General features: G+C 62.5%; 11 protein-coding genes, 1 tRNA gene and 1 pseudogene. 9 read left to right on the top strand and 4 right to left on the bottom strand.

The annotated features are described in order from the left end of the window. Both B3873_RS13575 and fabI read right to left on the bottom strand, forming a co-directional pair. A partial coding sequence (locus tag B3873_RS13575) for a DEAD/DEAH box helicase (RefSeq protein WP_286866673.1) occupies positions 1-567 on the bottom strand: 567 nt, incomplete at its 3' end. A gap of 401 nt (positions 568-968) precedes the next feature. Continuing rightward, positions 969-1,751 (bottom strand): enoyl-ACP reductase FabI, encoded by a 783-nt coding sequence (gene fabI, locus B3873_RS13570; RefSeq protein ID WP_039784497.1) that lies wholly within the window; start codon positions 1,749-1,751, stop codon positions 969-971. Positions 1,752-2,122: 371 nt separating this feature from the next. Here fabI and B3873_RS13565 point away from each other — a divergent pair, with 371 nt between their 5' ends. The 4 genes from B3873_RS13565 to B3873_RS13550 all read left to right on the top strand — a co-directional run bounded on the left by B3873_RS13565 (position 2,123) and on the right by B3873_RS13550 (position 7,728). Then, positions 2,123-3,949, top strand: a complete 1,827-nt coding sequence (locus tag B3873_RS13565) for an extracellular solute-binding protein (RefSeq protein WP_286866672.1) — start codon at positions 2,123-2,125, stop codon at positions 3,947-3,949. 70 nt (positions 3,950-4,019) lie between these two features. After that, the gene (locus B3873_RS13560) at positions 4,020-5,090 is read left to right on the top strand and encodes a microcin C ABC transporter permease YejB (RefSeq protein WP_039784499.1); all 1,071 of its coding nucleotides are present in this window, start codon (positions 4,020-4,022) and stop codon (positions 5,088-5,090) included. Beyond that, positions 5,087-6,142: an ABC transporter permease gene (locus B3873_RS13555; protein WP_039784500.1), complete on the top strand. Its 1,056-nt coding sequence runs from the start codon at positions 5,087-5,089 to the stop codon at positions 6,140-6,142. The genes B3873_RS13560 and B3873_RS13555 overlap by 4 nt, the downstream gene beginning before the upstream one ends. Continuing rightward, the gene (locus B3873_RS13550; protein ID WP_286866670.1) at positions 6,139-7,728 is read left to right on the top strand and encodes an ABC transporter ATP-binding protein; all 1,590 of its coding nucleotides are present in this window, start codon (positions 6,139-6,141) and stop codon (positions 7,726-7,728) included. The genes B3873_RS13555 and B3873_RS13550 overlap by 4 nt, the downstream gene beginning before the upstream one ends. A gap of 151 nt (positions 7,729-7,879) precedes the next feature. Here B3873_RS13550 and B3873_RS13545 read toward each other — a convergent pair whose 3' ends face one another. Further along, positions 7,880-9,412 (bottom strand): transglycosylase SLT domain-containing protein, encoded by a 1,533-nt coding sequence (locus tag B3873_RS13545; protein ID WP_286866669.1) that lies wholly within the window; start codon positions 9,410-9,412, stop codon positions 7,880-7,882. 340 nt (positions 9,413-9,752) lie between these two features. Further along, positions 9,753-10,547: a hydroxyacylglutathione hydrolase gene (gene gloB / locus B3873_RS13540; RefSeq protein ID WP_286866674.1), complete on the bottom strand. Its 795-nt coding sequence runs from the start codon at positions 10,545-10,547 to the stop codon at positions 9,753-9,755. A gap of 62 nt (positions 10,548-10,609) precedes the next feature. Here gloB and B3873_RS13535 point away from each other — a divergent pair, with 62 nt between their 5' ends. The 5 genes and pseudogenes from B3873_RS13535 to B3873_RS13515 all read left to right on the top strand — a co-directional run. Then, a complete protein-coding gene (locus tag B3873_RS13535; protein ID WP_034340883.1) occupies positions 10,610-11,404 on the top strand; it encodes a class I SAM-dependent methyltransferase in 795 nt (264 codons plus the stop codon). Positions 11,405-11,492: 88 nt separating this feature from the next. After that, complete coding sequence (gene rnhA / locus B3873_RS13530; protein WP_034340887.1) at positions 11,493-11,927, top strand: ribonuclease HI; 435 nt, start codon at positions 11,493-11,495, stop codon at positions 11,925-11,927. A 62-nt stretch (positions 11,928-11,989) separates the two neighbouring features. Continuing rightward, positions 11,990-12,724 (top strand): DNA polymerase III subunit epsilon, encoded by a 735-nt coding sequence (gene dnaQ / locus B3873_RS13525; RefSeq protein ID WP_039784504.1) that lies wholly within the window; start codon positions 11,990-11,992, stop codon positions 12,722-12,724. A gap of 158 nt (positions 12,725-12,882) precedes the next feature. Next, positions 12,883-12,957 (top strand) — tRNA-Val (locus B3873_RS13520). Positions 12,958-13,097: 140 nt separating this feature from the next. Further along, positions 13,098-13,749: pseudogene (locus tag B3873_RS13515) on the top strand (DUF2130 domain-containing protein); the annotation flags it as partial.

Genomic DNA, 13,749 nt, shown 5'->3' with positions numbered 1-13,749 from the left:
GATGAAGCCCATGTCCAGCATGCGGTCGGCTTCGTCCAGCACCAGGATCTGCAGCTGCGAGAAGTCGATCTTGCCCGACTCCATGTGGTCGATCAGACGGCCCGGGGTCGCCACCAGGATTTCCGGGTTGCGCGACAGCAGTTGCATCTGCTTCGGATAAGGCATGCCGCCCAGGATGGACACCACGCGCACACGGCGCATGTAGGCACCGTATTTGTCAGTGGCGGTGGTCACTTGCAGGGCCAGTTCGCGGGTCGGGGTCAGCACCAGCATCTTCGGCTGTGCCGGCTGGTAACGCGGACGCTCGCCACGGGCACGGGTAGCCTGGCGTTCCTGGTTGGGGGTACGGGCTGCTTGCGGTGCCTGCGGCAGGTCTGCCAGCTGGTGCAGCGAAGGCAGCATGAAAGCGGCGGTCTTGCCCGAGCCGGTCTGCGAGGACACCAGCAGATCCTGGCCGCTGATGGCGGCGGGGATGGCCTTTTCCTGGACCGGGGTCGGGGAGGTATAGCCTGCTTCGGTCAGGGCTTTGATGATCGAAGGGTTCAGGCCGAGTGCTTCAAAAGTCATAATCTCTTTCGTGAAAGTGAACGCCAGGCACGAGACGGGCGCACGCAAGCGCGCCGGGCATCGAGTGCCTGAACGAAAAAAAGCAACGCCAACCGACGAAATGACTATGAAAAATACAAAGAAATTTCGGCACAAAAGCTTTGCGCCGGGACGGCATCATCAAGGGATGCCAGGGGCGGGGGGCTTTTACTGGGAACTTGTCGTAATGACAGGTAAGGCTTGCGAAGCTGCTTGGACAAATACGGCTGGAAACGCTGCAGGACAGATTTCACGTCCGATTCGCCTGTGCATTGGTTATTGCAATGCACAAGGCGAATCATACCCTAAAACATCGGAATTAGCACGAGGCTATTTCGAGAAACTGTCTCTTTATTGTGGGGGACGCTTGCTTAATCCGGCAATTACTCTGCCATTCCGCCTACCACGCGGGAGAAGCCACCGTCCACGTAGGTGATTTCGCCGGTGATGCCCGAGGCCAGGTCGGAGAGCAGGAAGGCCGAGGCATTGCCCACGTCTTCGATGGTGACGTTGCGGCGCAGCGGGGCAGTGGCGGCCACGGCGCCCAGGATCTTGCCGAAGCCCTTGATACCGCTGGCGGCCAGGGTCTTGATGGGGCCGGCGGAGACGCCATTGACGCGCACGCCCTTGGGACCCAGCGATTCGGCCAGGTAGCGCACCGAGGCTTCCAGCGAGGCCTTGGCCAGGCCCATGGTGTTGTAGTTGGGCACGACGCGTTCCGAACCCAGGTAGGTCAGGGTCAGCAGGGCGGCGTTGGAGGACAGCAGCGGCATGGCCGCCTTGGCCATGGCCGGGAAGCTGTAGGCGGAGATATCGTGGGCGATCTTGAAACCTTCGCGCGAGAAACCTTCCAGGAAGTCGCCGGCAATGGCTTCAGAGGGGGCAAAGCCGATGGCGTGCACCAGGCCGTCGAGCTGGGTCCAGGACTTGCCGAGATCGGCGAACAGGGCATTGATCTGCTCATCGCTGCCAACGTCGCAGTCGAAGATCAGCTTGCTGTCGAATTCTTCGGCGAACTTGGTGATGCGGTCCTTGAAGCGTTCACCGACATAGGTGAAGGCCAGTTCAGCGCCTTCGCGCTTGCACGCCTGGGCGATGCCGTAGGCGATGGAACGGTTGGACAGCAAGCCGGTGATCAGGATTTTTTTGCCTTGCAGAAATGCCATGTTGACTCCGTAGGGTCCGCCGCGTGCGGTGCGCCTCTGGCTGGCAGAAGCAGGCGCGGCGCGGCCGGTAAATAATAGCGGCAGCGCGCGGGGCGGCAGCCGGGATGGGACAGACCCGGATTGTAGGGGCTAGCGGCAGGCGGGGCAACCTTTGCGGCGCTGGCAGGGCAGGGTGCAGCGGGCCAGGCTGCATTTGTTAAGTTGCTTTAATTGCTTCCCTGTAATCGCTGCTCTCTTTACAATGCCCCGACACGGAAATCGTTTCCCGATCCCGTCCTGCAGGCTGCAGGCAGTCGGCCAGAGCCCATCAGGCGCGGGACTTGCTTGCCCCCGAGACATCACCGCCCACGAGAGTGCAGACAGACAACCGCATGGTCCCGCCCCTGAAGACAGCCAAGATTTTCCTTTCCTGCCTGCTGGCCGCCGCCCTGGCCCATGGCATCCCGGCCGCCGCCGAGCCCGCTTTTTCCCTGTATGACACCCCCAAGTACGGGCCCGGCTTCACCCATTTCGACTACGTCAATCCGGATGCGCCCCGGCGCGGCACGCTGTACCTGGCCAATCCGGACCGCCGCACCAGTTTCGACAAGTTCAATCCCATGTCGATGAAGGGCGTGGCCGCCGCCAACGTCGACCAGCTGATGTTCGAGACCCTGGCCGTTTCCTCAGGCGACGAGGTGGCCACCGTTTATGGCCTCCTGGCCGACGATATGAAGCTGGCAGCAGATCGCATGTCGATGACCTTCCACCTCAATCCCAAGGCGCGTTTCAACAATGGCGACAAGGTCACCGCCGAGGATGTGAAGTATTCCTTCGATACCCTGATCGCCAAGGGCGCGCCGCAATACAAATCGATCTTTGCCGATGTGAAGGGCTGCGTGGTGGTCGATGCCGCGACGGTGCGCTTCGATTTCGCCAGCAACAACCATGAGTTGCCGCTGATCGTCTCCAGCGTGCCGGTCTTCTCAAAGAAGTGGGCCCAGGGCACGCCCTTCGACCAGATCCAGCTGACGCCGCCCATCAGCACCGGTCCCTACCTGATCGAAAGCTACGACACCGGCCGCAGCATCATCTACAAGCGCAATCCGGACTACTGGGGCAAGGATGTCCCGGCCCGGCGCGGCATGTTCAACTTCGAGCGCATCGTCTACCGTTTCTACAAGGATGACCTGGCACGGCTGGAAGCCTTCAAGGCTGGCGAGTTCGACGTGGTGGTGGAATACAGCGCCAAGAACTGGGCACGCAGCTATACCGGCCCGCAGTTCCGCGACGGCCGCATCGTCAAGAAGGAATTCAAGCATTCCAACGGCGCCGGCATGCAGGGCTTCGTGATGAACCTGCGCCGCGACCAGTTCAAGGATGTGCGGGTGCGCCAGGCCATCGGGCTGGCGCTGGATTATGAATGGATGAACCGCCAGCTGTTCTACGGCCAGTACACGCGCATCTACTCCTTCTTCAACAACAGCCAGCTGGCGGCCACCGGTGAACCGCAGGGCGATGAGCTGGCCTTGCTGAAGTCGCTGCAGGCCAAGGGCCTGAAGGTCGATCCGGCCGTCTTCGGTCCTGCACCGGTTCCGCCCTCGACCAATCCGCCATCCTCCTTGCGCGCCAACCTGCGCCAGGCGCGCGAATTGCTGGCCCAGGCCGGCTGGGTCTATCGCGACGGGGCCGTGCGCAATGCCCAGGGCGTGCCGCTGTCCTTCGAGATCCTCGATGACCAGAGTTCGATGTCGCGCGTCATCAGCGTCTTTGCGCGCAACCTGCGCACGCTGGGCATCGATGTGGTCCAGCGCAGTGCCGACTACGCGCTGGTGGCCAAGCGCATGGAAGACTTCGATTTCGACATGACCAGCGTGCGCTTCCCCGATACCAGCAGCCCCGGCAACGAACTGTTCGACATGTTCGGTTCGCGCGCGGCCGACGAAAAGGGTTCCAACAATGCCTGGGGCCTGAAGGACCCGGTGGTGGACCAGCTGGTGCAGACGGTGGTGGCCGCCGATACGCGGGTCAAGCTCACCGCTGCGGCCCGCGCCCTGGACCGCGTGCTGCTGCACAAGTACATCGTGGTGCCGCACTGGTATTCCTCCACGCACCGCATCGCCTACCAGAACCGCTTCGGCATTCCGGCAGTGGCCCCGCTGTATTACCAGGCCGATCCCTACGTGATCGGCACCTGGTGGGAGGAGAAGGCGCGATGAGACAACAAATGAATGAAAAGACCAAGACCCGCGCCCCGCGCGCCGGACAAGAACGAGGATGGTGGCAGGCATGAATATCTGGTCCTACATTTTGAAGCGGGTGCTGTTGATGATCCCCACGCTCTTTGGCGTGGTGGCCATCACCTTTGCGGTGATCCAGTTCGTGCCGGGCGGTCCGGTGGAGCAGGCGATGCTGGAGATGAAAGGGCGCGGCGGTGGCGGCGAAGCTTCCGGTGGCGGGGCGGCCAGCGGAGCTTCGGCCTATCGCGGACGGCAGGGCATCGACGAGCAGCGCATCGCCGAGATCAAGCAGCTCTACGGTTTCGACAAGCCGCCGGTGGAACGTTTCTGGACCATGCTCAAGGGCTTCCTCACCTTCGACCTCGGCAAGAGTTTCTATCACCACGGCGATGTCTGGACCCTGGTCAAATCCAAGTTTCCGGTCTCCATCAGCATCGGGTTGTGGACCTTCCTGCTGAGCTACCTGATCTCGGTGCCGCTGGGCATTGCCAAGGCGGTGCGCGAAGGCAGTCGCTTCGATACCGCCACCACCGGCCTGGTGCTGGTCGGCTATTCCATTCCCGGGTTCGTGCTGGGCGTGTTCCTGCTGGTGCTGTTTGCCGGCGGCAGCTTCGTGCAGTGGTTCCCGCTGCGCGGCCTCACCTCGGACAACTGGGCCAGCCTCTCCTTCACGGGCAAGATCACCGATTACCTGTGGCACATCACCTTGCCGGTCTTTGCCTCGGTGATCGGTGCCTTTGCCGTCATCACCATGCTCACCCGCAATACCTTCCTCGAAGAGATCCGCAAGCAATACGTGCTGACCGCGCGCGCCAAGGGGCTTTCCGAGCGCAAGGTGCTCTACAAGCATGTCTTCCGCAATGCCCTGATTCCGCTGGTCACCGGTTTTCCCTCGGCTTTCATCGCCTCCTTCTTCGCCGGCAGCCTGCTCATCGAGACGCTGTTTTCGCTCGATGGGATGGGCCTGCTGGCCTATGAATCGGCGATCCGGCGCGACTATCCGGTGGTGATGGGCACGCTGTATCTCTTTACCCTCATCGGCCTGGTGGTCAAGCTGGTCGGTGATCTTTGCTACGTGTGGGCAGACCCGCGCGTCCAATTCGAAAGCCTGGCGAAATGAGCATGACGACCCCCGCCACTCCCTCCACCCCCTCCATCTCACCCAGCCGCCGCATCTGGCTGCGCTTCCGTGCCGACCGGACCGGCTACTGGAGCCTGGTGATTTTTTCCATTCTCTTCATCGTGAGCCTGGGCGCTGAACTGGTCTCCAACGACAAGCCGCTTGTGGCCAGCTATCAGGGCAAGCTGATGTTTCCGATGCTGAAGGATTATTCAGACAAGCATTTTGGCGGCGACTTCGACTCGCCCGCCGACTATCTCGATCCCTTCATCGAACAGCAATTCCGCAAGGACGGCAACTGGGTGATCTATCCGCTCAACCGCTACGGCTACAACACCCTGAACTATTTCGCCAAGGAGCCCAACCCGGCGGCGCCTTCCTCCGAAAACTGGCTGGGCACCGATGACCGTGGCCGTGACGTCTTTGCGCGCCTGCTCTACGGCTTCCGCGTGTCGGTGCTGTTCGGGATGGCGCTGACCTTCATCGGCGTGATCCTGGGCGTGGCTGCCGGTGCGGTGCAGGGCTACTTTGCTGGCCGCACTGACCTCATTACCCAGCGTCTGCTCGAGATCTGGGGCTCGATGCCGGAGCTGTACCTCCTGATCATCTTCTCTTCCATCTTCCAGCCCAGTCTGGGACTGCTGCTGGTGCTGCTTTCCCTGTTCGGCTGGATGAGCCTGTCGGATTATGTGCGCGCCGATTTCCTGCGCAACCGCAATCTCGAATACGTGCAGGCTGCGCGCGCCATGGGCTTGCCCGATCGCCTCATCATCTGGCGTCACGTGCTGCCCAACAGCATGACCACGGTGGTGACCTTCCTGCCGTTTCGCATGAGTGCGGCCATCCTGGCGCTGACCAGCCTGGACTTCCTCGGCTTGGGCGTGCCGCCGTCGACCCCGAGCCTGGGCGAGCTGCTGGCCCAGGGCAAGAACAATCTGGATGCCTGGTGGATTGCGGTGGCCACCTTCGTGGTGCTGACCGTGACCCTGCTGCTGCTGACCAATATCGGCAACGGCCTGCGCAACGCCCTGGACGTACGGAGGAAGGCATGAGCGCCCCGCTGCTGGAAGTGAAGGACTTGACGGTGCGCTTCGGCGACACCGTGGTGGTGGATCGCGTGAGCTTCACGATTGCGCCCGGTGAAAAATTTGCCCTGGTTGGGGAATCCGGTTCGGGCAAGACGGTGTCCTCGCTGGCGGTGATGCAGCTGAACCAGGATGCGCGCTACGAAGGCAGCATCCTGCTCGACGGCCAGGACGTGCTGAAGAAGAACGAGCGCCAGATGCAGCAAGTGCGCGGCAATGACGTGGCGATGATCTTCCAGGAACCGATGACGGCCCTGAACCCGCTCTTCACCATCGGCAACCAGATCGCCGAGGTGTTGATGCTGCATGAGGGCCTCAATGCGCGCGATGCCGCTACGCGGGCGGTAGCGCTGCTGGAAAAGACCGGCATTCCGGAGCCCGCGCGCCGGGCGCTGTCGTATCCGCATGAACTCTCGGGTGGCCAGCGCCAGCGCGCCATGATCGCCATGGCCCTGGCCTGCAAGCCCAAGCTGCTCATCGCCGATGAACCGACCACGGCCCTGGATGTGACCATCCAGGTACAGATCCTGGCGCTGCTGAACCAGTTGCAGCGCGAAGAGAACATGGCCGTGCTCATCATCTCGCACGACCTGAACCTGGTACGCCACTTCGCTGATCGCGTCGGCGTGATGGAGAAGGGCAAGCTGGTCGAAAGCGCGAGCGTCGCCGAGCTGTTCGCCAATCCGCAGCAGCCGTACACGCGCAAGCTGCTGCAGAGCCGTCCGCAGCGCAATGCGGCCGACGTACCGGCACAAGCGCCCGTCGTCCTGCAGGCGGAAAAAGTCCGCTGCACCTATCACATCAAGCAGGGCTGGTTCGCCAAGCGCGCCTTCCATGCGGTCGATGGCATCGACCTGCAATTGCGGCGCGGCGAGACCATCGGCATCGTGGGTGAATCCGGTTCCGGCAAGTCCACGCTGGGCATGGCCTTGCTGCGGCTGTCGGCGGCCAGCGTGGCGGGCAGCATCCGTTTTGAGGGGACGCCGATTTCCGAGCGCAGCAGCCGTGAACTGCGGCCCTTGCGGGCGCGCATGCAGGTGGTGTTCCAGGATCCTTTCGCCTCGCTCTCGCCGCGCCGTACGGTGGAGCAGATCGTGGGCGAAGGGCTGGCCCTGCATCATCCCGGGAAGACGCCGGAGCAGCAACGCGAGGCCATCGTCTCCGCCCTTGAAGAAGTCGGCCTCACGGCAGCGGTGCTGGAACGCTATCCGCATGAATTCTCCGGCGGCCAGCGCCAGCGCATCGCCATCGCCCGTGCGCTGGTGCTGCAGCCGGAACTGCTGTTGCTGGACGAGCCCACTTCCGCCCTGGACGTGACCGTGCAGCAGCAGGTGCTGCAACTGCTGGCCGACCTGCAGCGCCGGCATGGACTGGCCTATCTGTTCATCACCCACGATCTGGCCGTGGTGCAGGCCATGGCGCACCAGGTGATCGTCATGAAGGATGGCAAGGTGGTCGAGAGCGGTCCGGCTGACCAGGTGCTCAAGCAGCCGCAGCAGGAATACACACGCCGCCTGGTGGCCGCCGCCACCTACGCCGAAGCTGCGCACTGAGCGGCCCGGCAAAAAGAAAACCCGAAGTCCGGATCAGCTCCGGGGCTTCGGGTCCATGCAGACTGCAGTCGTTATTGTTCTTCCGTGCTTGGGGCGCGTCTTCTTGTTGTAGGCGGCCGAGCCGCCCGGGTCTCCTCCGGTTTCCTCCGGATTATTGCTTGCGGGCGCCGTTGCCCGAGGCCAGCGTCAGCGGCTTGCCGGCGACCTTGCGTGCCGGTGCCGGTGCAGCCTTGCGCACCGGGGCTTTGGCCGATGCCACCTGGCGGCGTGCCGGGGCAGCGTGGTGCGTGGCCGCTACGCGGGTCGGTGCGGCGTGGGCGGCGGCATTGGGCACTTGCAACTGCAGGCTCTGGCCGGCGGCCAGGGTGTCACGCTTCAGGCCATTCCATTCCTTGATCTGCGCCACGCTCACGCGGTAGCGGCTGGCGATGCCGGCCAGGGTGTCGCGCTTGCCGGCCTTGACATAGATGCGGCGGGTTTCCGGCACATCCGGGGCGATGGCCAGACGGGCGTTGTCGGCGATTTCCGGGGTCAGGTCGGTATCGAGCGCGGCGGTCTCTTCATTCTTCGGGACCAGAATGGTCGAGCCAGCCTTCAGGACCATGCGCGGGGGGATCTGGTTGACGCTGCGGATCACTTCAGGCGTAGTGCCGAACTTGCTGGCGATGGTCTCGATGCGCTCCCGGGCGCTGGAGACGGTGTGCGCGGTCCAGGTCGAGAAAGCCTGGGTCCACTTGGACATGTTGGACTTGAACTTCTCGGCATTGCTTTCCGGCAGCAGGATCTTGGTATCTTCGCCGCCGATGATGACGGGGCGGTTGAATTGCGGGTTCAGTGCCTTGAACTCGTCCAGCGACAGCTCGGCCAGTTGCGCGGCGACCTTCACGTCGATATTGCGGGTCTTGCCGATGGTGACGAAGTAGGGCTGGTTGTCCACCTTGGGCAGGGCGATGTCGAAGGCGGCCGGGTTGGCGATGATGTTCTTGACCGCCTGCAGCTTGGGCACGTAGTTGCGGGTCTCGTTGGGCATTTGCGCCGACAGCGTATTGAAGTCGATCGGCAGGCCGGCCGCCAGGTTGCGGTTCACGGCGCGCTGCACCGAACCTTCGCCCCAGTTGTAGGCCGCCAGCGCCAGCTGCCAGTCGCCGAACATGCCGTAGAGCTTCTGCAGATAGGTCAGGGCGGCATCGGTCGAGGCCAGCACGTCGCGACGCTCGTCGGTGAACATGTTCTGCTTGAGGTTGTAGTCACGCCCGGTGGAGGGGATGAACTGCCACATGCCGGCCGCCTTTGCGGTGGAGAGGGCTTCCGGGTTGAAGGCCGATTCGATGAAGGGCAGCAGCGCCAGTTCGGTGGGCATGCCGCGCTTTTCCAGTTCCTGGACCACGTGGAACAGATAACGCGAGGCGCGCACCGTGGTGCGCTGGATGTAGTCGGGACGGGAGCTGTACCACTGGGTCTGGCTCTCCACCAGCGCATTGTCCAGATCAGGAATCCCGAAGCCCTTGCGAATGCGCGTCCAGATGTCGATGTCATTCATCCCTGGCAGGGCATTGCCGGCCAGTTCGGGATTGATCGCATTGAAGGGGGCGGGGTAGATCGAGATATCGTTGGCGTGGGAGAGCAGCGGGGTACCAGCGCAGAACAGGGCGGCAATGGCGAGTTGTTTCAAAGTACGCTGCATGTGGGCGATATCCTGTGCCAGAGGCAAAAGTTGGGTGCGGCGCTTCCGTTGCAGAGCTGAGATGAAGCTCGACACCTCCTGCCGGCGGAATCCGGATCAGTCCGATCACGGGCGCGTGCAGGTTGACGGTAATGCAAGGTCGGAAGCTGCGAGTTTCCCCGGCGTGGTGCAGAGTGGACAGCGTTTCGTAAAAGTTCGTAAAAACACTGGTGCCCAATTTGGGGAATTGGAGGAGTGTACGGAAGACCCTTTTCGCCAGTCAAGCAAAAATTGGCCTCTGTTACAAAGCCAAGTCCTTGATTTCGCTGGTTTTTGCGTCTAACTGGTCCTCAATTTGGCGTTATCTGTAGGTATTCTTCCATTCGCGCAGCGCTGCAAAGCTGCTAACTTCATTCAACTCCGTCAATCGGCCCGCCTTTTGCAGCGATTCCTGGATTTCTTTTTCATTGGCGCGCAGGAAGGGATTGGTCGCGCGCTCCAGGGCAATGCTGGTCGGCACGGTGGCTTCCCCTTGGTCCCGCTTGGTGCGCTCGCGATGGAGGCGGGCGCTGAGCTCGGCATTGCCGGGCTCGACCTCGGCGGCGAACTTGAGGTTGGAGAGCGTGTACTCGTGGGCGCAATACACCTGGGTATTACCCGGCAGGCTGCTCAGCTTGGCCAGCGATTCCACCATCTGTGCCGGGGTACCTTCAAAGAGGCGGCCGCAGCCGCCGGCGAAGAGCGTATCGCCGCAGAACACAAAACCCTGTTCTGCCGAGTAATACGCGATATGGCCCAATGTGTGGCCGGGCACGTCGATGACCTGCAGCGAGAGGCCCAGAGAAGGGATCGTCACTTCGTCATTCCCGTGCAGCGGGACCGTCATCCCCTTGATGCGGGATTGCTCGCGTGCCGGGCCGTAGACCGGGATCACAGGGAATTCGTCGCTCACGGCGCTGCGCGCCAGCTCGACCACACCGCCGACATGGTCAGCGTGGTGATGAGTCAGTAGAATAGCGGCCAACGTCAGGCCCTCGGCCTGCAATGCGGCCAGGACGGGGACCGCGTCGCCGGGGTCGACCACGGCGGCATGGCGCCCGTCATGGATGATCCACAGGTAGTTGTCGTCGAACGCCGGTACGGCCAGGACGTCCAATGAAGTTTTCTGATCTGCTTGAGCTGGCTTGGCTGGCTGGGTCATGAGGCGCGAAAGAAGAGATGGCTGACAAGGCTGAAACTGCTGTGACTGCGAACAACGCGGAAATTATAGACCTGGCCGCCTGGTTGCAGACGCCCATCGGCGATTACCTGCGCCAGTGGGAGCAGCATCACCTCAATGCGCTGACAGCCGACATCTTCGGCTTCAACGCCGTGCAGATCGGTTCCCCCCAGATCCACGCCCTGCAGGCCAACCGCATGCCCTATCGCTGGCTGGCCGACAACCGCATGCCGGTGGAAGGGCAATCCGAGCTGGAAATCCCCCAGGTAGTGACGCAGAATTTCGGCGAACTGCCCTTTGCCACCCAGAGCCTGGACCTGGTGGTGCTGCCGCACGTCCTGGAATTCGCCGCCGAGCCGCACCAGGTGCTGCGCGAGGTGGAGCGGGTGCTGATCCCGGAAGGGCAGGTCATCATCTGCGGCTTCAATCCCAGCAGCCTGTGGGGCATGCGCCAGGTGGCCGGACGCCTGACCGGCGCGCACTTCCTGCCGCAGGATGGCGAGTTCATCCGCCTGCCGCGCCTGAAGGACTGGCTGAAGCTGCTGAACATGGAAGTCAACCGCGGCCACTTCGGCTGCTACGCGCCGCCCTGCGAGACGGCGCAATGGCTGGACCGTTTCGGTTTCATGGAGAAGGCCGGCGACCGCTGGTGGCCGTATTTCGGTGCGGTCTACATCGTCCAGGCCATCAAGCGGGTGCCCGGCATGCGCCTGATCGGCCCGGCCCTGCAGCGCCAGAAGCTGAAGGCCCCGCGCGGCGTGCCGGTGACCAACCGCATCCACAAAACCGATTGAAACAAGGGCGTGTCGGCGCGATCAGGTATCATCGCGGCCCGCCTGTCATGCGCAAATGCGCATACGCAACCAGATTGAAGTGAAGAGCATGGACAAAGTAGAGATTTATTCCGATGGCGCCTGCAAGGGCAATCCCGGCCGTGGCGGCTGGGGTGCGTTGCTGGTGGCCGGGGGCAAGGAGAAGGAAATCTTCGGTGGCGAGCCCAATACCACCAACAACCGCATGGAACTGATGGCGGTGATCCAGGCCCTGAACGCCCTCAAGCGTCCCTGCGAGGTGGTGGTGCACACCGACAGCCAGTACGTGCAGAAGGGCATCAGCGAGTGGATTCACGGCTGGAAGGCGCGCGGCTGGAAGACCTCCAGCAAGGAGCCGGTCAAGAACGCCGACCTGTGGCAGGCGCTCGATGCCGCCCAGCAGCAGCACCAGGTGGAATGGCGCTGGGTGCGCGGCCACAACGGCCACGCCGGCAATGAGCGCGCCGACCAGCTGGCCAACCGGGGCGTGGACAGCATAGGCTGACCGCTCCGGCGTTTTCTTTCATATCAGTGTTTCAGCAGCAAACAACATCAGCAGGAGCAAGCATGCGTCAGATCATCCTCGATACCGAAACCACGGGCCTTTCGCCGCGCAACGGCAACCGCATCCTGGAAATCGGCTGTGTGGAGGTGCTCAACCGCCAGCTTTCGGGCAAGAACCTTCACTTCTACATCAATCCCGAGCGTGACTCCGAAGAAGGCGCGCTGGCCGTCCACGGCCTGACCACCGAATTCCTGGCCGACAAGCCGACCTTCAAGCAGATTGCCGCCGAGTTCCTGGACTATGTGCGCGGTGCCCAGATCATCATCCACAACGCGCCTTTCGACGTCGGCTTCCTGGATGCGGAACTGGCCTTGCTGGGCCTGCCTCCGTTCAAGGAGCACGTCTCCGATGTGGTGGACTCGCTGCAGATGGCCAAGGAGCTGCACCCGGGCCGCCGCAATTCGCTCGACGCCTTGTGTGACCGTTACGGCATCTCCAACGCCCATCGCGTGCTGCACGGCGCGTTGCTGGATGCGGAGCTGCTGGCCGAAGTCTATCTGTCGATGACGCGCGGCCAGAATTCGCTGACCATGGACCTGGGGGCGGAGGAAGAAGTCAGCGAAGGCGAGGGCAAGCTGGAACTGGCCCCGCTGGCCGAAGTGATCGTGGTGGCCGCCAGCGAGGAAGAACTGGGTTTGCATGAAGACGTGCTCAACCAGCTTGACAAGGAAGCGCGCGGCAGCTGCGTGTGGCGCTTTGAACCGCCGCCGCCGGAAGCGGCTGCAGAGGCGGCGTGAAGCGGCGTGAAGCGCCGCAGTGGTGAGGCCGTTGTCGTTGCCCGGCAGCGCTGTCGATAAAAAATGAAGAATTATTTACGAAGCACTTGCGCAGGCCGAAAAACGTTGGCATAATCTCGCTTCTCGATTGGCGCTGCAGCAAAAAGCCAGTCAGGTACGGAAGGTTAGCTCAGTGGTAGAGCACTGCATTCACACTGCAGGGGTCGCAAGTTCAAACCTTGCACTTTCCACCAAATTCAGAAAAGCCCGCCTTGTGCGGGCTTTTCGCATTTCTGCCTTTTCTTCCATTTTCTTTCCTCGTTTTCTCTCTCTGCATGACGGGCGTGATCCGTTAAGCTAGCGGCCATCCGTCAAGAACAGGACCCGAACAGCCATGCACGACATCATCTGCCCCCACTGCGGCAAAGCCTTCAAGATCGATGAAGCCGGTTACGCCGACATCCTCTCGCAAGTGCGCGACAGCGCCTTCGAGCAGCAATTGCATGAGCGTCTGGAACTGGCCGAGCAGGACAAGCGCAACGCCATCGAACTGGCACGCGCCAAGTCCGAAGCCGAGTTGCAGAAGGCGGCCGCGGCGCGCGATGCCGAGATCCAGGAATTGAAAGCGCGTCTGGAAGCCGGCGAGATGGCGCAGAAGATGGCCGTGGCCGAAGCTATGGCCAACGTGGAGCGCGAGCGTGACAAGCTGGCCAACGATCTGGAGCAGGCCCGCAGGGAAAAGCTCGCCGAGCAGCAACTGGCCGAGGCGCGCCTGGCCCAGCAGCTGCAGCAGACCGCCAGCGAGAAGGATGCCGAGATCCAGGCCCTCAAAGCGAAGATGGATTCCATCGCCCTGACCCAGAAGCTGGCCGTCAACGAAGCCGTCGGCGCGGTAGAGAAACAGCGCGACGAACTCAAGAGCAAGCTGATGCACGCCGAGCTGGAAAAGCAGCTGGCCGAGAAATCACTGAAGGACAAATACGAGACCCAGCTGAAGGACCGCGAAGACATGATCGAGCGCCTGCGCGACATGAAGGCGCGGCTCT

The organism is Herbaspirillum sp. UBA812 (genome assembly GCF_002296545.1).
Taxonomy (GTDB): domain Bacteria; phylum Pseudomonadota; class Gammaproteobacteria; order Burkholderiales; family Burkholderiaceae_D; genus Herbaspirillum; species Herbaspirillum huttiense.
Note: the sequence above shows the minus strand (reverse complement) of the source record. Positions and strands in the feature narration are given on the sequence as shown.